The sequence below is a fragment of the Streptomyces sp. NPDC014676 genome, assembly GCF_043084105.1.
Classification (GTDB): domain Bacteria; phylum Actinomycetota; class Actinomycetes; order Streptomycetales; family Streptomycetaceae; genus Streptomyces.
Genome location: NZ_JBIBZI010000019.1, coordinates 20153 through 37683, shown reverse-complemented (window position 1 = coordinate 37683; position 17531 = coordinate 20153). Strand labels below are relative to the sequence as shown.

General features: G+C 70.3%; 13 protein-coding genes and 4 tRNA genes. 8 read left to right on the top strand and 9 right to left on the bottom strand.

The features are described 5' to 3' along the window. Position 1: 1 nt before the first annotated feature. From ACF1DX_RS34900 to purM, 3 genes are all read left to right on the top strand, one after another. The gene (locus ACF1DX_RS34900) at positions 2-787 is read left to right on the top strand and encodes an META domain-containing protein (RefSeq protein ID WP_391795175.1); all 786 of its coding nucleotides are present in this window, start codon (positions 2-4) and stop codon (positions 785-787) included. A gap of 62 nt (positions 788-849) precedes the next feature. Next, positions 850-2376 carry an amidophosphoribosyltransferase gene (gene purF, locus ACF1DX_RS34895; protein WP_391795174.1) on the top strand — a complete coding sequence of 509 codons (1527 nt, stop codon included), beginning with the start codon at positions 850-852 and terminating at the stop codon, positions 2374-2376. A gap of 33 nt (positions 2377-2409) precedes the next feature. Next, positions 2410-3477 carry a phosphoribosylformylglycinamidine cyclo-ligase gene (purM, locus tag ACF1DX_RS34890; RefSeq protein ID WP_391795173.1) on the top strand — a complete coding sequence of 356 codons (1068 nt, stop codon included), beginning with the start codon at positions 2410-2412 and terminating at the stop codon, positions 3475-3477. A gap of 117 nt (positions 3478-3594) precedes the next feature. Here the strand turns inward: purM and ACF1DX_RS34885 are convergent, their stop codons facing one another. Then, complete coding sequence (locus tag ACF1DX_RS34885) at positions 3595-3843, bottom strand: DUF3073 domain-containing protein (RefSeq protein ID WP_030872124.1); 249 nt, start codon at positions 3841-3843, stop codon at positions 3595-3597. Positions 3844-4162: 319 nt separating this feature from the next. Continuing rightward, entirely contained in the window at positions 4163-5251 is a 1089-nt protein-coding gene (locus ACF1DX_RS34880) for a Leu/Phe/Val dehydrogenase (protein WP_391795172.1), read from the bottom strand. 219 nt (positions 5252-5470) lie between these two features. Between ACF1DX_RS34880 and ACF1DX_RS34875 the strand changes: the two genes are divergently transcribed. Together ACF1DX_RS34875 and bldC are read left to right on the top strand one after the other, a co-directional pair. Beyond that, positions 5471-6313 (top strand): hypothetical protein, encoded by an 843-nt coding sequence (locus ACF1DX_RS34875; protein ID WP_391795171.1) that lies wholly within the window; start codon positions 5471-5473, stop codon positions 6311-6313. A 539-nt stretch (positions 6314-6852) separates the two neighbouring features. Continuing rightward, the gene (gene bldC / locus ACF1DX_RS34870; RefSeq protein WP_003949541.1) at positions 6853-7059 is read left to right on the top strand and encodes a developmental transcriptional regulator BldC; all 207 of its coding nucleotides are present in this window, start codon (positions 6853-6855) and stop codon (positions 7057-7059) included. 437 nt (positions 7060-7496) lie between these two features. Here bldC and ACF1DX_RS34865 read toward each other — a convergent pair whose 3' ends face one another. The 7 genes from ACF1DX_RS34865 to ACF1DX_RS34835 all read right to left on the bottom strand — a co-directional run bounded on the left by ACF1DX_RS34865 (position 7497) and on the right by ACF1DX_RS34835 (position 14608). After that, positions 7497-7682, bottom strand: a complete 186-nt coding sequence (locus ACF1DX_RS34865) for a DUF6274 family protein (RefSeq protein WP_391795170.1) — start codon at positions 7680-7682, stop codon at positions 7497-7499. A gap of 627 nt (positions 7683-8309) precedes the next feature. Next, positions 8310-8384, bottom strand: a tRNA-Asp gene (locus tag ACF1DX_RS34860). A gap of 118 nt (positions 8385-8502) precedes the next feature. Beyond that, positions 8503-12483, bottom strand: a complete 3981-nt coding sequence (gene hrpA, locus ACF1DX_RS34855) for an ATP-dependent RNA helicase HrpA (RefSeq protein WP_391795169.1) — start codon at positions 12481-12483, stop codon at positions 8503-8505. A gap of 163 nt (positions 12484-12646) precedes the next feature. Then, a tRNA-Phe gene (locus ACF1DX_RS34850) sits at positions 12647-12720 on the bottom strand. Between the two features lie 24 nt (positions 12721-12744). Then, positions 12745-12819: transfer RNA gene (locus ACF1DX_RS34845), tRNA-Asp, on the bottom strand. Between the two features lie 37 nt (positions 12820-12856). Beyond that, a tRNA-Glu gene (locus ACF1DX_RS34840) sits at positions 12857-12929 on the bottom strand. A gap of 80 nt (positions 12930-13009) precedes the next feature. Next, positions 13010-14608, bottom strand: a complete 1599-nt coding sequence (locus tag ACF1DX_RS34835) for a metallophosphoesterase (RefSeq protein WP_391795168.1) — start codon at positions 14606-14608, stop codon at positions 13010-13012. A gap of 84 nt (positions 14609-14692) precedes the next feature. Here ACF1DX_RS34835 and ACF1DX_RS34830 point away from each other — a divergent pair, with 84 nt between their 5' ends. The 3 genes from ACF1DX_RS34830 to ACF1DX_RS34820 form a co-directional block, all read left to right on the top strand. Beyond that, positions 14693-15043: a metallopeptidase family protein gene (locus ACF1DX_RS34830; protein WP_159534388.1), complete on the top strand. Its 351-nt coding sequence runs from the start codon at positions 14693-14695 to the stop codon at positions 15041-15043. Between the two features lie 95 nt (positions 15044-15138). Then, positions 15139-15681, top strand: a complete 543-nt coding sequence (locus ACF1DX_RS34825) for a hypothetical protein (protein WP_391795167.1) — start codon at positions 15139-15141, stop codon at positions 15679-15681. Between the two features lie 251 nt (positions 15682-15932). Then, the coding region (locus ACF1DX_RS34820) for a DEAD/DEAH box helicase (protein ID WP_391795166.1) at positions 15933-17531 on the top strand (1599 nt) is incomplete at its 3' end.

Below are 17531 nucleotides of genomic sequence, written 5' to 3'. Positions count from 1 at the left end.
CATGTACAGGCAGAAGCACCAGCAGCGCATGACCCTGACGGCCCTCGCCGTGCTCGTCGTCCCGCTCGCGGCGGCCTGTGGCAGCGAGAAGGCGGGCGCCGGCAGCGGCACCGCACAGGCGGAGAACCCGGTCACCGGCATCCGCTGGACCATCGACGACGTCACCGTCGACGGCACCACCCACCGTGCCCCCGACGGCGCGCACCTCACCCTCGACGACGACGGCGGGGCCGAGGGCGGCTACGGATGCAACCAGTTCAAGGGCCGGGTCGCCTTTGAGGGCGACCGCATCCGGCTCGGCGACCGGGACACCACCCTGCGGGCCTGCGACGCGCAGGTCATGGACCTCGAAAGCACCCTCGCCGACACCCTCGGCGACGGCGCCCTGAGGACCGACGTGCACGGCGACCGCCTCACCCTCACCACCGGGTCCGGCGACACCGTCCGGCTGAGCCGCACCGAGGACACCCCGCTGTACGGCACCGAGTGGACCGTCACCACCCCCGCCCTCGACGGCCGCGCCCACCTCACCTTCGACAAGGAGGAGGGCACCGTCTCCGGCCGCCTCGGCTGCAACCACGTGAACGCCGACGCCACCGTGCGCGACGGCCATATCACCCTCGGCGTGCCGTCCCTGACCCGAATGATGTGCGAAGACTCACTCATGGACGGCGAGAAGGCGCTGACGAAGCTGTTCAACGGCACCGCGGACTACCGGATCGAAGGCCGAACCCTCACGTTGACCAGCGAAAACGGCACCAGTGTGCGGGCCGTCGCAGAACGCTGATCCACCGCCGGTCCCGTATCCCGCATTCGGACCAGCGGCCTGCCTCGCCTACACTCGGAGGCGTGCCACGTGGTGACGGACGACTCAACCACGACCTGCTCCCCGGTGAGAAGGGCCCCCAGGACGCTTGCGGCGTCTTCGGTGTCTGGGCTCCGGGTGAAGAGGTCGCCAAGCTCACGTACTTCGGGCTCTACGCCCTCCAGCATCGGGGCCAGGAATCCGCGGGAATCGCGGTCAGCAACGGCTCCCAGATCCTCGTCTTCAAGGACATGGGCCTGGTCTCCCAGGTCTTCGACGAGACCTCGCTCGGTTCGCTCCAGGGTCATATCGCGGTCGGACACGCCCGCTACTCGACCACCGGCGCCTCCGTGTGGGAGAACGCCCAGCCGACGTTCCGCGCCACCGCGCACGGATCCATCGCGCTCGGCCACAACGGCAACCTGGTCAACACGGCGCAGCTCGCCGAGATGGTCGCCGAGCTCCCCAAGGAGAACGGCCGCGCCCCCAAGGTGGCGGCCACCAACGACACCGACCTGATCACCGCCCTGCTGGCCGGCCAGCGCGCCGCCGACGGCGAGCCGGTGACCGTGGAGCAGGCCGCGCACGCGGTCCTCCCCAAGGTCAGGGGCGCCTTCAGCCTCGTCTTCATGGACGAGAACACCCTGTACGCGGCCCGTGACCCGCAGGGCATCCGTCCGCTGGTCCTCGGCCGCCTGGAGCGCGGCTGGGTCGTCGCCTCCGAGTCCGCCGCCCTCGACATCTGCGGCGCGAGCTATGTGCGCGAGATCGAGCCGGGCGAGTTCGTCGCCATCGACCAGAACGGGCTGCGCACCTCCCGATTCGCGGAAGCGAAGCCCAAGGGCTGTGTCTTCGAGTACGTGTACCTGGCCCGCCCGGACACCGACATCGCCGGCCGGAACGTGTACCTCTCGCGCGTCGAGATGGGCCGCAAGCTGGCCAAGGAGGCCCCGGCCGAGGCCGACCTGGTCATAGCCACCCCGGAGTCCGGCACTCCGGCCGCGATCGGCTACGCGGAGGCGTCCGGCATCCCCTTCGGCGCCGGCCTGGTCAAGAACGCGTACGTCGGACGTACGTTCATCCAGCCCTCGCAGACCATCCGGCAGCTCGGCATCCGCCTGAAGCTGAACCCGCTCAAGGAAGTCATCAAGGGCAAGCGCCTGGTCGTCGTGGACGACTCGATCGTGCGCGGCAACACCCAGCGGGCCCTGGTCCGGATGCTCCGTGAGGCGGGCGCGGCCGAGGTCCACATCCGGATCTCCTCGCCGCCCGTGAAGTGGCCCTGCTTCTTCGGCATCGACTTCGCCACCCGCGCGGAGCTCATCGCCAACGGCATGACGATCGACGAGATCGGCACCTCGCTGGGCGCCGACTCGCTGGCGTACATCTCCATCGACGGCATGATCGAGGCGACCACCATCGCCAAGCCGAACCTGTGCCGCGCCTGCTTCGACGGCGAGTACCCGATGGAGCTGCCCGACCCCGAGCTCCTCGGCAAGCAGCTCCTGGAGACGGAGCTGGCCGCCGGCACCGCCGCCCCGGCCTCGGTCGACGCGATCCGCCGCCCGTAAGCCCTGACGGACGACACGAAAGCTCTCACAGTCATGTCCCAGAACACTGGTGCCAGCTACGCAGCGGCGGGCGTCGACATCGAGGCGGGCGACCGCGCCGTCGAGCTGATGAAGGAGTGGGTGAGGAAGACGCGGCGCCCCGAGGTCCTCGGCGGCCTCGGCGGATTCGCCGGCCTCTTCGACGCCTCCGCCCTGAAGAACTACGAGCGGCCCCTGCTCGCCTCCGCCACGGACGGCGTCGGCACCAAGGTCGACATCGCGCGGCAGCTGGGCGTCTACGACACCATCGGCCACGACCTGGTCGCCATGGTCATGGACGACATCGTGGTGTGCGGCGCCGAGCCGCTGTTCATGACCGACTACATCTGTGTCGGCAAGGTCCATCCCGAGCGCGTCGCCGCCGTCGTCAAGGGCATCGCGGAGGGCTGTGTGCTGGCCGGATGCGCCCTGGTCGGCGGTGAGACGGCCGAACACCCCGGCCTGCTGGGTCCGGACGACTTCGACGTCGCCGGGGCCGGTACGGGCGTCGTGGAGGCCGACCGGCTGCTCGGCGCGGACCGTATCCGTACGGGTGACGCGGTGATCGCCATGGCGTCCTCCGGGCTTCACTCCAACGGCTACTCCCTCGTCCGCCACGTGCTGCTGGAGCGGGCCGGGCTCGCCCTGGACGGCCGGATCGACGAGCTGGGCCGCACCCTCGGCGAGGAGCTCCTGGAGCCCACCAGGATCTACTCGCTGGACTGCCTGGCGCTGATCCGCACCACCGAGGTGCACGCCTTCAGCCACGTCACCGGCGGCGGACTCGCGGCCAACCTGGCCCGTGTGATCCCCGACGGACTGCACGCGACCGTGGACCGCTCCACCTGGACCCCCGCACCGGTGTTCGACCTGGTCGGCCGGACCGGTTCGGTCGAGCGGCTGGAGCTGGAGAAGACGCTGAACATGGGCGTCGGCATGATCGCGATCGTGCCGCAGGAGTCCGTCGACGTGGCGCTGGCGACGCTGGCCGACCGCGGGGTGGACGCCTGGGTGGCCGGCGAGATCACCGACCGCGGCGAGCACGCCACGGGCGCGGCCCTCGTCGGTGACTACGCGAAGTGAGCGACGGTGTGCCGCCCGCGCGGTGAGCGTGCGGGCGGCACATCAGGTGTCCGGTGCTGCCGGGGCAGCACTGAACCCGGTCGGTGACCGGGGTCACCGACCGGGTTCAACGCAAGGTCAAGCGCCGCGACGTTGTTGCGAGGACGGGCCGTCCTCGTCCTCGTCGTCGTCCTCATAGAGGTCGGCGTACCGTGCGTACAGGTCGTCGTCTTGCTCATCGTCCTCGAAATGGCCACCGTTCGGTGGCTGGTTCGACGGCGATGCGCCCAGCTCCTCGGCCAGGCGTGAGAGGTCAGTCCCACCGCTGTTGTACTTCAGCTGGCGGGCGACCTTCGTCTGCTTGGCCTTGGCCCGGCCGCGCCCCATGGCTCGACCCCCTCAACGACGGGGCTCGACGGCCCCAGAGTCTTGACACGCGTTCATGGTCCAGAACGGACTCTCAGCGGAGAGTCCGGTCCGTAGGGCTTCCACGGTACCTGAGCCCACGCCCATACGGTACGTCGCCCGCATGACGTGCCCGCGCCCAGGACCTTCGAGGCGCCCCGTCCTCGCTGGTCAACCGCGATTTTAACCACTTATCAACGGTCGACCCGCCGGGAGAAGTGAGAGTTCTCTCCAAGTGCCCTCCGGCGGGTACCGCTCAAACGTACGAATAGTGTCCTGGGCCGGGCCGCCCGCGTACGCGTCAGCGCACCGGGCGCGCCTCCGCCATCCGCTGCTCGGCGATCCGGTCGGCCGCGGCGGCCGGCGGAATCCCGTCTTCCTTCGCACGTGCGAATATGGCGAGCGTGGTGTCGAAGATCCTCGACGCCTTCGCCTTGCACCGGTCGAAGTCGAAACCGTGCAGCTCGTCGGCGACCTGGATGACACCGCCGGCGTTCACCACGTAGTCCGGCGCGTAGAGGATCCCGCGGTCGGCGAGGTCCTTCTCCACGCCCGGGTGGGCGAGCTGGTTGTTGGCGGCGCCGCAGACGATCCCGGCGGTGAGCACCGGCACGCTGTCGTCGTCGAGCGCCCCGCCGAGGGCGCACGGGGCGTAGATGTCCAGGCCCTCGGTGCGGATCAGCGCCTCGGTGTCGGCGACGGCCGACACACCCTGGGGGTGCAGGTCGAGGACGCGCCGCACGGCGTCCTCGCGCACGTCGGTGATCACGACCTCGGCGCCCTCGGCGCGCAGGTGCTCCACCAGGTGGTGGCCGACCTTGCCGACGCCCGCGACACCGACCTTGCGGTCGCGCAGCGAGGGGTCGCCCCACAGGTGCTGGGCGGCGGCCCGCATGCCCTGGTAGACGCCGTAGGAGGTGAGCACGGAGGAGTCGCCCGCGCCGCCGTTCTCGGGGGAGCGGCCGGTGGTCCAGCGGCACTCGCGGGCCACGACGTCCATGTCGGCGACGTACGTGCCGACGTCGCAGGCGGTGACGTACCGGCCGCCGAGCGAGGCGACGAACCGGCCGTAGGCCAGCAGCAGCTCCTCGCTCTTGATCTGCTCCGGGTCGCCGATGATCACGGCCTTGCCGCCGCCGTGGTCGAGCCCGGCCATGGCGTTCTTGTACGACATCCCCCGCGCGAGGTTCAGCGCGTCGGCGACGGCCTCCTCCTCGGAGGCGTACGGGTAGAAGCGCGTACCGCCGAGGGCGGGGCCCAGCGCGGTGGAGTGGATGGCGATGACGGCCTTGAGACCGGTGGCGCGGTCCTGACAGAGCACGACTTGCTCGTGGCCCCCCTGGTCCGAACGGAACAGGGTGTGCAGGACGCCGTCAGATACGTCGGTCACTGTGGTGACTCCTGAGTAAGTAGCGGCGGGTGGGGTCGGCCCCGTAGAGGTGGCGGAGACCGTGGCACGAGATTAGATCCTTACGCGCCGGTCGGCGGCACTGTGTCCCGGATCACCTCCGTCCGGAGTACCGCCGTGCGACGGTTGGCCGGGGTTTCCCGTCCGTCCGGGCGGGGGCCCGGCAGGTTTTCGCGACGCCCTCCGGGGGAGGGAGCAGGCGTGCCCAAGGTGTCCTCGGTGATCGTCCCCTACGCGACCTACTTGCGCGTGTACGAACCGCTGGCCGCCTTCCCGGAACCGGAACGCGGCCACTGGGCCCGTTACGCCCGCCGCCCCGACCTCCCCTCCTGCCAGGACGAGCTCCGCCGGTCCCTGGCCGACCTGGCGCCCATCCCGCCGGTGGCGGTGCCGGTGCACGAGAGCGACGACGCGTTCGTGCTGGAGACCGACGGCGTGGTCCGCGTCTGTCCCTGGCGCACCCGGCTGCGCGGCTGGCAGGCCCTGGGCGAGCTCGCCGAGGACTTCCCGCCGCCGGTCCTGGACGCGCTCCTGCCCCCGGTCGTACGGCACCAGGCGACCCGGGACTACGAGCGCTGGCTGGCCGGCCATCCCGACGCCCGGCCGTGGATCCGCACCGCGACCTGGCAGGTGCCGATCAACTGGTTCGTGCTGTTCGCGGACGACGAGCGGGAGTACGTCAAGGGGGCCGGGGGCGAGGAGCCCGTCCTGCGCTACCGGACCCCGATGGTCCAGGCCCGCCGGCGGGTGGCGCGGGGGCTGCGGGCGCTCAGGGACGCCGTGGACGAGAGCCTGCTGATCGACGGCCTCGTGGACGTCGGGCGCTGGCTGGAGGAGTTCCATCCGCGCTCGCTGGTCGAGCTGGACTACGGCGGACTGGTGCACGCCCTGCCGGCCGGCACGCTCGAGGACGACCACTCGGCGGCGGACGTGGCCGAGGGGATCGCGGCGCTGCGGCGCGGTGACGGGGAGGGCGCAGAGGAGGCCTACGGGCGCCTCGTGGAGCGCTGGCGGGCGGTCCGCGACCTGCGTTCGGCGAACTGACGTTTGACCAAACGCCGTTCTTGGGGTTTCGTCTTCGCCCTGAGGTGTCTGAGGTTCCGTCAGTGCGGGCCCGACAACGGACGTAGAAGCCGATCCGGGCGTATGTCCCAAGCGCGTCAAGCGTGACGGACCGCACTTACGCGGCCCTTGCGCCCCTTGCCCACCCTCATGCCAAAATAGGACAAGGAGTCCGGGGAGGACTCTTCCGTCCTACTGTGCTCAACTATGGGCGGATTCTCGGTAATGCACGCTTTAGGGGGTCCGGTGACTCCTGATCGCTGCTGTGACTGATCGTCACAGTGGCGTGACTGTCCGCTATGGCATGGTCCATCGGCTTCCGCGGCTGATGAACACCTGGGAGGGCAATTCCATCGGTTTGGCCGACGTGGCTGGACAGATGGTGTAGTTGTAGTGCCGAGGACAAGCCGTTCGTCCTATAACCGACTCGACTCGCGTCCGCCATTTCGGGCAACGCGGGTCAAGGTGCAGAATTTAGAGGAAAGAACCGAGAAGGTTCGGTTCTCCCGAGGAGGCCGCTCATGACCGCTCGCACCCCTGATGCCGAGCCGCTGCTGACCCCGGCTGAGGTCGCCACCATGTTCCGCGTCGACCCGAAGACGGTCACGCGCTGGGCGAAGGCAGGCAAGCTCACGTCGATCCGCACGCTCGGCGGGCACCGCCGCTACCGCGAAGCCGAGGTCCGCGCACTGCTCGCGGGCATTCCGCAGCAGCGCAGCGAGGCCTGAACAACCGCATGAACCGGGCAGCACCGGCTGGTCCCCCACCGGCCGAGACGCCCGGGAATCCTGGCTCCAAGCGACGCGGGGACTGCCCCAACAGGCCCCTCGCTCCAGCAGATCAGAGCTTTCCAGGCAACTGAACAAGGGCGCGTCGTCGATCGCGCTGGACCCCGCCGGGTCCAGCGCGATCTTTTTGTGCGCTCATGAAGGGGCGGGGGCCGTCCCGACGGGCTCCCGGGAGCACTCTGTGCGCGGGCTTCTCGGACTCTGGGGGCGGGTGGGGGATCACCTGTGTGCCGGCCGACGCGGACCTCTCCGAGGGGGTGCAATTGCACATATTAAATTGACTTGTTGTAGGAGAGGTGTAAGTACCGCACTTCCTGAAACTCATACGGTGACACCCGTCACATACCAGTCGGCTTGTTGAGCCTGTGGCATATGCGCTAGAGGGAACGGGCGTGGGAGCCGGGTTGTTCCCCGGCCGGCCGCGAGGCGTCCGGGGTCTCCATCGCCAGCCGCAGGAGACGGTGGCAGACCGGGCAGTGCCGGGTGAGGTGCCGGTACGACGACGCGGCCGCCAGATGCGCACGGAGCAGCGCCCGTGTCTCGTGCCTGGCCGATGCCGTCATACGTCACCTCCGAGGGGCAACACGGAGTCGTGCCCTGCTTCCTGGAGTACCGAGGGACGGCGGACCCGTCAAGACGGCGTGGAGGGCGCACAGCGCCCCGCACGCACGGGACTTCAGCCCCGAGCTCCCGTCATGGGGAGGATACGAGCCTCCGCGGGGTGGCGGGCTCCCGTGGAGCGCCCATCTCTCGCGTGGAGCGGGTCTCGCGTGCAGGACGGCCCTGACGGATCCGCCGTACCCGATCGCGGCTCCGGTGGGGCCTTGCGGTTGTTGCGGTCCTGACGGGCTGCGTCGTGTTCGTTCGCGGCTCCGCCGCGGGGCGCGGCCTTGGTGGGGGGTGTTCATGCGGAAGGCCCGCGTCCCTTGCGGGGTGTGGGCCTTGCGGTTGTTGCGGTCCTGACGGGATTTGCCGTACCCGATCGCGGCTCCGCCGCGGGGCGCGGCCTTGGTGGGGGGTGTTCATGCGGAAGGCCCGCGTCCCTTGCGGGGTGTGGGCCTTGCGGTTGTTGCGGTCCTGACGGGATTTGCCGTACCCGATCGCGGCTCCGCCGCGGGGCGCGGCCTTGGTGGGGGGTGCTCATGCGGAAGGCCCGCGTCCCTTGCGGGGTGCGGGCCTTGCGGTTGTTGCGGTCCTGACGGGATTTGAACCCGCGGCCTCCACCTTGACAGGGTGGCGAGCACTCCAAACTGCTCCACAGGACCAGGTTTCGCAGTGTTCACGCGACGGATTCTCCTAGGGGATTCCGCCGCGTTGCGCTGCGAGAAGGACTGTACAGGAGGTGGAGCCTCCTGGTCGAACTCACCCTGCGTGCGGGTGCCGTCACGGTACCGCCGCGTCGATCGCCTTCACGATCCGCTTGTCCGACACCGGGTACGCGGTGCCGAGCGCGTGGGCGAAATAGCTGACCCGCAGCTCCTCGATCATCCAGCGGATGTCCAGCACCTGCCGCGGTACCGGCCGCCCCTGCGGCAACTGTTCCAGCAGCCACGCGTACTCGTCCCGCATCTCGTGGACCTTCGCCATGCGCGTGGTGTCCCGCTGGACGTTCGCCGGCATCTGCTGCAGGCGCCGGTCCGCGGCCACCAGGTAGCGCATCAGGTCCGGCAGCCGCCGCAGCCCTGCCTCCGTCACGAAACCGGGCCGGACGAGCGCGTCCAGCTGCCCCCGTACGTCCTGGAGGTTCGGGAGCAGCGCGGGGCTCCGTACGGCCTTCAGACGGCGCTCACAGGCCTGCCACGCCGCCAGCACCTGCTGCACCTGGCCCACCGCGCGGACCGTCGTGTCGACGATCTCCGCGCGGACCTTGTCGTACAGCTTCCGGTAGGACTCCTCGTCCCACACCGGCCCGCCGAAGTCGGCGATCAGCCGGTCCGCCGCCGCCGTCGCGCAGTCGTCGAACAGCGCCTGCACCGAACCGTGCGGATTCGCGGACAACGCCAGCTTCTGCGCGTTCGTCAGCCTCTCGGACGCGAACTTCGCGGGGTTCACCGGAATCCCCAGCAGGATCAGCCGGCGCGTGCCCTTCCACATCGCCTCCGCCTGCTCGGCCTCCGTGTCGAACAGCCGCACCGACACCGTGTCGCCGTCGTCGACCAGCGCCGGATACGCCTTCACCGGCTGACCGGCCCGGCGCGTCTCGAACACCCGGGTCAGCGAGCCGATCGTCCAGTCCGTCAGCCCCTTGCGCTCCAGGGACTCGCCGCCCTGGCGCTGCGCCGTGGCGGCGGCCGCCTGGGACAGCGCCTTGCGGGCCTTCGGCCGCAACTGGAGCTTGAGGGCCTCCAGGTCCTTGTCCTCGGCCACCGTGCGGCGCCGCTCGTCGACGATCCGGAACGTCACCTTCAAGTGGTCAGGGACCCGGGACCAGTCGAAGTCCTCCGCCTCGAAGGGCACCCCGACCATCCGCTTCAGCTCACGGGCCATCGTCACGGTCAGCGGCTCCTGCAGGGGCACCGCCCGCTCCAGGAACGCCTTCGCGTAGTTCGGCGCCGGCACGTAGTTCCGCCGGATCGGCTTGGGAAGCGAACGGATCAGTTCCGTGACGACCTCCTCGCGCAGGCCGGGGATCTGCCAGTCGAAGCCCTCGTCCGTCACCTGGTTCAGCACCTGGAGCGGAACGTGGACCGTCACGCCGTCCGCGTCCGCGCCCGGCTCGAACTGGTACGTCACCCGGAACTTCAGCGGACCCTGCCGCCACGAGTCCGGGTAGTCGGCCTTGGTGACCGCCTCCGCCGACTCACGGATCAGCATCTCCCGCTCGAAGTCGAGGAAGTCCGGCTGCTCGTGCCGCTTGTGCTTCCACCACGAGTCGAAGTGCGCCCCCGACACCACGTGTTCGGGGATCCGCTGGTCGTAGAAGTCGAACAGCGTCTCGTCGTCGACCATGATGTCCCGGCGCCGCGCCCGGTGTTCCAGCTCCTCGACCTCGGTCAGCAGCTTCCGGTTGTCGGCGTAGAACTTGTGGTGCGTGCGCCAGTCGCCCTCGACCAGGGCGTTGCGGATGAACAGCTCCCGGGAGACCTCCGGGTCGATCCGCCCGTAGTTCACCTTGCGCTGCGCCACGATCGGCACGCCGTACAGCGTGACCTTCTCGTACGCCATCACGGCCGCCTGGTCCTTCTCCCAGTGCGGCTCGCTGTACGTGCGCTTGAGCAGGTGCTCCGCGAGCGGCTCCACCCACTCCGGCTCGATCTTCGCGTTGACCCGCGCCCACAGCCGGGACGTCTCCACCAGCTCGGCCGACATCACGAACCGCGGCGGTTTCCTGAACAGCGCCGAGCCCGGGAAGATCGCGAACTTGGCGTTCCGCGCGCCCAGGTACTCGTTGCGCCCGCCGTCCTTGCGGCCGGCGCCCGGACCGGAGTCCTTGGACTCCTTCACGTCCTTCATGCCGATGTGCGACAGCAGACCGGCCAGCAGGGAGACGTGGATCCGGTCGCCGGGGGCGTCCTCCTCGTTGAGGTGGATGCCCATCTGCTTGGCGACCGTGCGCAGCTGCGTGTAGATGTCCTGCCACTCACGGATCCGCAGGAAGTTCAGGTACTCCTGCTTGCACATCCGGCGGAACGACGACGAGCCGCGCTCCTTCTGCTGCTCGCGGACGTACCGCCACAGGTTGAGGTAGGCGAGGAAGTCGCTGGACTCGTCCCGGAACCGGGCGTGCTGCTGGTCGGCCTGCGTCTGCTTGTCGGCCGGCCGCTCCCGCGGATCCTGGATGGACAGGGCGGCGGCGATGACCATCACCTCGCGGACACAGCCGTTCTTGTCCGCCTCCAGCACCATGCGGGCCAGCCGCGGGTCCACCGGAAGCTGCGCCAGCTTCCGCCCGGTCTGCGTCAGCCGCTTGCGCGGGTCCTTCTGCGCCGCGTCGAGCGCGCCCAGCTCCTGGAGCAGCTGCACGCCGTCGCGGATGTTGCGGTGGTCCGGCGGGTCGATGAAGGGGAACTTCTCGATCTCGCCCAGGCCGGCCGCCGTCATCTGCAGGATGACCGAGGCGAGGTTGGTGCGCAGGATCTCCGCGTCCGTGAACTCCGGACGGGCCAGGAAGTCGTCCTCGCTGTACAGCCGGATGCAGATGCCGTCCGACGTACGGCCGCAGCGGCCCTTGCGCTGGTTGGCGCTGGCCTGCGAGACCGGCTCGATCGGCAGCCGCTGCACCTTGGTGCGGTGGCTGTAGCGGGAGATGCGCGCGAAGCCCGGGTCGATGACGTACTTGATGCCCGGCACGGTCAACGACGTCTCGGCCACGTTCGTCGCCAGCACGATCCGGCGGCCGCCGTGCTGCTGGAACACCCGGTGCTGCTCGGCGTGCGACAGCCGCGCGTACAGCGGCAGCACCTCGGTCGACCGGTACCGCTTCTTCGTCAGCGCGTCCGCCGTGTCCCGGATCTCCCGCTCACCGGAGAGGAACACCAGGATGTCGCCGGGCCCCTCGGCCATCAGCTCCTCGACGGCGTCCGTGATCGCGGTGATCTGGTCGCGGTCGGCGTCCTCGGAGTCCTCCTCCAGCAGCGGCCGGTACCGCACCTCCACCGGATACGTACGCCCGCTGACCTCGATGATCGGCGCGTCCCCGAAGTGCCGGGAGAAACGCTCCGGGTCGATGGTCGCGGATGTGATGACGACCTTCAGGTCCGGCCGCTTCGGCAGGAGCTGGGCGAGGTAGCCGAGCAGGAAGTCGATGTTGAGCGACCGCTCGTGCGCCTCGTCGATGATGATCGTGTCGTAGGCGCGCAGCTCGCGGTCGGTCTGGATCTCCGCGAGCAGGATGCCGTCCGTCATCAGCTTGATGAAGGTGGCGTCCGGGTTCACCTGGTCGGTGAAGCGGACCTTCCAGCCGACGGCCTCGCCCAGCGGCGTGTCCAGCTCCTCCGCCACCCGCTCCGCGACCGTACGCGCGGCGATGCGGCGGGGCTGGGTGTGCCCGATCATGCCCCGGACGCCCCGGCCCAGCTCCACGCAGATCTTCGGGATCTGCGTGGTCTTGCCGGACCCGGTCTCACCCGCGACGATCACCACCTGGTGATCACGGATCGCCTCGGCGATCGCGTCCTTCTTCTGGCTGACGGGAAGCTGTTCGGGATACGTGACCGCGGGCACCCGGGCGCGCCGCGCGGCCATCCGTTCCTCGGACCCGGCGACCTCCGCCTCGATCTCGGCGAGCACGGCGGCGCGGGCCTCCGGCTTACGGATCTTGCGTGCGCCTTCGAGCCTGCGCCCGAGCCGGTGCGCGTCGCGCAGCGACAGCTCGGTGAGGCGGGAGGCGAGGGAGCCGAGAGCGGGGGCAGAGTGCGTAGACATACGGACTCCAGGATCTCATCCCGCGAAAATTCGCGGCCAATGATTTTGCCGGGGTACAGGTGCGAGGCCTCTGCACGGAAGCTCCTGCGCGGAGACTCAGGCACGAGGACCCGTGTGAGGGGACACACAACAAGGCCCCGATCGATGATCGGGGCCTTTGCTGTGGCTGGGGCCGGGGTCGAACCGGCGACCTATCGCTTTTCAGGCGATCGCTCGTACCAACTGAGCTACCCAGCCGAGGTGTTTCACGTGAAACACCAGCGGTCCTGACGGGATTTGAACCCGCGGCCTCCACCTTGACAGGGTGGCGAGCACTCCAAACTGCTCCACAGGACCAAGCGTGTCGTACGACAGTGTCGCACAGGGTGGTGCGTGCCCCCAACGGGATTCGAACCCGTGCTACCGCCTTGAAAGGGCGGCGTCCTAGGCCGCTAGACGATGAGGGCTATCGGCCCGCCTGGGCGCTTCGCAGCGCGTCGGGGACGTGAGAAGCATACGTGCTGTCGGGAGCGATCGCCAAAACGGTTTACGGGGAGGGCGTCGAGGCGGTGGCCGAGGGGGTTCCGGAGGAGCCGGATGAGGGGGACGGCGAGGTGCTCGCACCCGGCTGGTTCTCCTTCGGGAGGTGGCGGCTGACCTCCGCCGTGGTCAGGCCGAGGCCGCCCAGTTCGATGGAGTCCCATGCCTGGAGGCGGCGCGTGTCGCGGTCGAAGTAGAGGATCGACGTCTCGATCGGGTCCGGGTACTTCCCCTCGATCGCGCGCAGGCCGCTGCCCCCGGTGGAGCCCTCGACCCGCAGCCGGGTGCCGTACCGCATGACCTCCGTCTCCTCGTGGTGGATGTGCCCGGCCAGCACCAGCGGCACGGTGCCGTCGACCTCGCGCGCCGCCGACGGCTCGTGGACGACCGCCACGTCCACCGGGGTGCCGGCGGTCCGCTGGTCGCGCAGGGCGGAGGCGAGCCGGGCGCCCGCCAGCTCCTGGGACTGCTCGGCCCCGGTCCGGTTCGAGCGGTCGGGGGTGAACTGCGGATCGCCGATGCCGGCGAAGCGCAGCCCGGCGACCGTCTTCGCCTTGCCGTCGTCGAGGACGTGGACGTTCTTCAGGCCTTCGAGATACCGCTGGGTGACGAGCGAGTCGTGGTTGCCGCGGACCCAGACGTAGGGGGCGCCCAGGTCCTCGACGGAGTCCAGGAAGCCGTTCTCGGCGGCGGTGCCGTGGTCCATCGTGTCGCCCGAGTCGACGATCACGTCCACCCGGTACTGCTCCACCAGCGAGGCGATGATCTTCCAGCTCGCCGGGTTGAGGTGGATGTCGGAGACGTGCAGCACGCGGAGGGTGGTCGGGTCCGGCTGGTAGGCGGGGAGGGTGGAGGTGGCGTCGTACAGCTTGGTCACGTTGGTGACCAGACGCGCCAGCTCCTTCTGGTAGACGTCGAACTCCGTGACGATGCTGCGCGCGTCACCGACCAGGGACGGGGCGGAGGAGAGCAGGCCGGAGAACTTCGGCTCCAGGACGGAGTCGGGGTTCCAGGTGGCGTACGCCGTGCCGCCGGACGCGGCCAGCAGGCCGAGGGCGAGGCCGCCGGCGGTGAGGGCGCGGCGGGGGCGGCGGTAGACGAGGAGACCCAGGGCGGTGGCGCCGGTGACCACGGCGACGCAGGAGCGCACGGCGAGATCGGCGGTGCCGCGGGTGATGTCCTCGGTCACCTCGTCCTGGAGGCCGGAGAGGCGTTCGGGGTGGTCGACGAGGGCCTGGGAGCGCTCGGGGTCGAGCTGGTCGACGTTGACGTCCAGGCGGACGGGGGCCGTGTGGCTGGCGAGCTGGAGGTCGCCCAGGGGCGAGATGTTGATCTTCGTGCCGCCGGTGACGGAGGGGCGCAGGGTCATGGTGGTGTCCATGGGGCCCACCGGGACACGGACGTTGCCGACGACGAGCAGGCCGAGCCAGGCACCGAGGACCACCACGGCGACGAGACCGGCCGCGCGCGTCCAGGGCCGCGGCTGCGGGGTGAGGGTGAGCGTCGCGGTGGCGGGCCGGGGGGAGCGCCGGCGGCGGCCGGGGGCCCGCAGGACCCGTGGGAGGCGGTGGAGGGCGTTCAGGACGGCGGAGGGGACGCGGGCCATTGGTCCCGTATGCCCAAGTCGGTGGCCGGATATGCGGGGGCCGTACGCAACTCGTACGGACGGCTCGTGCCCGACAATGGCTTCGTGCTGGAGATGACGCGCGAGATGTTCGAGGAGCTGGTCGCCGAGGCGCTGGACCGGATCCCGCCGGAGCTGACGCGGCTGATGGACAACGTCGCGGTGTTCGTGGAGGACGAGCCGCCGGCGGACGATCCGGAGCTGCTCGGGCTGTACGAGGGGACTCCGCTGACGGAACGGGGCGAGTGGTACGCGGGGGTGCTGCCGGACCGGATCACCATCTACCGGGGGCCGACGCTGCGGATGTGCGAGTCCCGGGAGGACGTCGTCGCGGAGACGGAGATCACGGTGGTGCACGAGATCGCCCACCACTTCGGCATCGACGACGCCCGGCTGCACGCGCTCGGCTACGGATAGGGGGTCCGTACGACACCCCTGTGCCGTACGCGTGTCTTCTCGCGGGTGGTGGGAGTTGGGGTTGTTGACCCTGTACTCCAACCGGAGGTGGCCCCGTGCGCCGCTTTTACGTACCCGTCCGCCTGGCCGCCACGGTCGTGGCCGTCGCCGCCGCCGCCGGCTGCATGAGTGTGGGTGAGGACGGTGCGGGCGGGAGCGGCGGGCCGTCGCACTCCGCGGAGAGGCCCGGCGGTGAGGAGCCGGACGGGGGCGCCACGGTGTCGGGCGGCGGTGCCGGGTACGGCGCCGCGTCGGCCGACGGGGCGCGCGGGGACGGCAAGCACGAGGGACGCAAGGGCAGGGGAAGGAAGGGCGAGGCCGGGAAGGCGGCGTCCGCCGGGGCCACACCGTCCGCCGGGGCGAGCCGGTCCGCGCCGGCCGACGGCGGGCCGGACGGGCCCGCGGAACCGACCCCGGACGACGGACCCGTTCCCCCGGAGCCCTCGCACACGCCCGATCCGGAGCCCACGCCGACGCCGCCCGAGCCGTCGGTCACACCGGAGCCGACCCAGGCGGAGCCGTCCTCGTCGGCGCACCAGCCGCCCGAGACGCAGTTGGCGCGGCGGGAGCCGACGCCGGAAGCGGGAGTGCCGGTCTGAGGTCTCCTCCTCCGTGCTTCCCTGCCCGCCGGACCCCCCGCTCACCTGCCGGTTTGCTTTCGGGGGTATCGGGTGCGTATGGTGGCAGATCGTTTGATCCTATTTGCCCGGCGCCACTGCAGAGCGCGCCGTGTGGCGCGTACTCTCTCCCTTGCCGTGGTGGACCGCATCGAGGCGGTCGTAATTGCGAACTGCGAATCACGGAGTTGACGGGCGCGTGCCGAAGAGACTCCGGAAGGTTTCGCATTCGTATGCCCATCGCCAGTACTGATCACGTCGTCGTGCCCGAGAACATCGAGGACACCGACATCACCCCCGCCCCCGAGGCGACCCCCGAGATCACCTTCGCCGACCTCGGCCTGCCCGAGGGCGTCGTGCGCAAGCTCGCGCAGAACGGCGTGACCACCCCCTTCCCGATCCAGGCCGCGACCATCCCGGACGCCCTGGCCGGCAAGGACATCCTCGGCCGTGGCCGCACCGGCTCCGGCAAGACCCTCTCCTTCGGTCTGCCGACCCTGGCCACGCTGGCCGGCGGCCGCACCGAGAAGCACAAGCCCCGCGCCGTCATCCTCACCCCGACCCGTGAGCTGGCCATGCAGGTCGCCGACGCGCTCCAGCCGTACGGCGACGTCCTCGGCCTGAAGATGAAGGTCGTCTGCGGCGGCACCTCGATGGGCAACCAGATCTATGCCCTCGAGCGCGGCGTCGACGTGCTGGTCGCCACCCCCGGCCGCCTGCGCGACATCATCAACCGCGGCGCCTGCTCCCTGGAGAATGTGCAGATCGCGGTCCTCGACGAGGCCGACCAGATGTCCGACCTGGGCTTCCTGCCCGAGGTCACCGAACTGCTCGACCAGATCCCGGCCGGCGGCCAGCGGATGCTGTTCTCCGCCACCATGGAGAACGAGATCAAGACCCTGGTCGACCGGTACCTGAAGGACCCGGCCCTCCACGAGGTCGACGCCGCCCAGGGCGCCGTGACGACCATGTCGCACCACATCCTCGTCGTGAAGCCCAAGGACAAGGCGCCGGTCACCGCGGCCATCGCCTCCCGCAAGGGCCGCACCATCATCTTCGTCCGCACCCAGCTGGGCGCCGACCGCGTCGCCGAGCAGCTGCGGGACGCGGGCGTGAAGTCGGACGCGCTGCACGGCGGCATGACCCAGGGCGCGCGCACGCGCACCCTGGCCGACTTCAAGGACGGCTACGTCAACGTCCTGGTCGCCACCGACGTCGCCGCGCGCGGCATCCACGTCGACGGCATCGACCTGGTCCTCAACGTGGACCCGGCCGGCGACCACAAGGACTACCTGCACCGCGCGGGCCGCACGGCGCGCGCCGGCCGCACCGGCACCGTCGTCTCCCTGTCGCTGCCGCACCAGCGCCGCCAGATCTTCCGGCTGATGGAGGACGCGGGCGTCGACGCCACGCGCCACATCATCCAGGGCGGCGCCGCCTTCGACCCCGAGGTCGCCGAGATCACCGGCGCCCGGTCCATGACCGAGGTGCAGGCCGAGTCCGCGGGCAACGCGGCGCAGCAGGCCGAACGCGAGGTCGCCCAGCTCACCAAGGAGCTGGAGCGCGCCCAGCGCCGCGCCTCCGAGCTGCGCGACGAGGCCGACCGCCTGCTGGCCCGGGTCGCGCGGGAGCGGGGCGAGGACATCGAGACGGTGGTCGCCGAGGCGGCCGAGGCCGAGGTCTCGCTGCCGGAGCAGCCGACGGTGCGGGACGTCGAGCGGACCGAGCGTGTGGAGCGTACGGAGGCTTCGGCACCGTACGAGCGGCGCGAGCGCCGGGACGACCGTGGCGGTTTCCGTCGTGACGACCGTCGTGACGACCGTGGTGGGCGT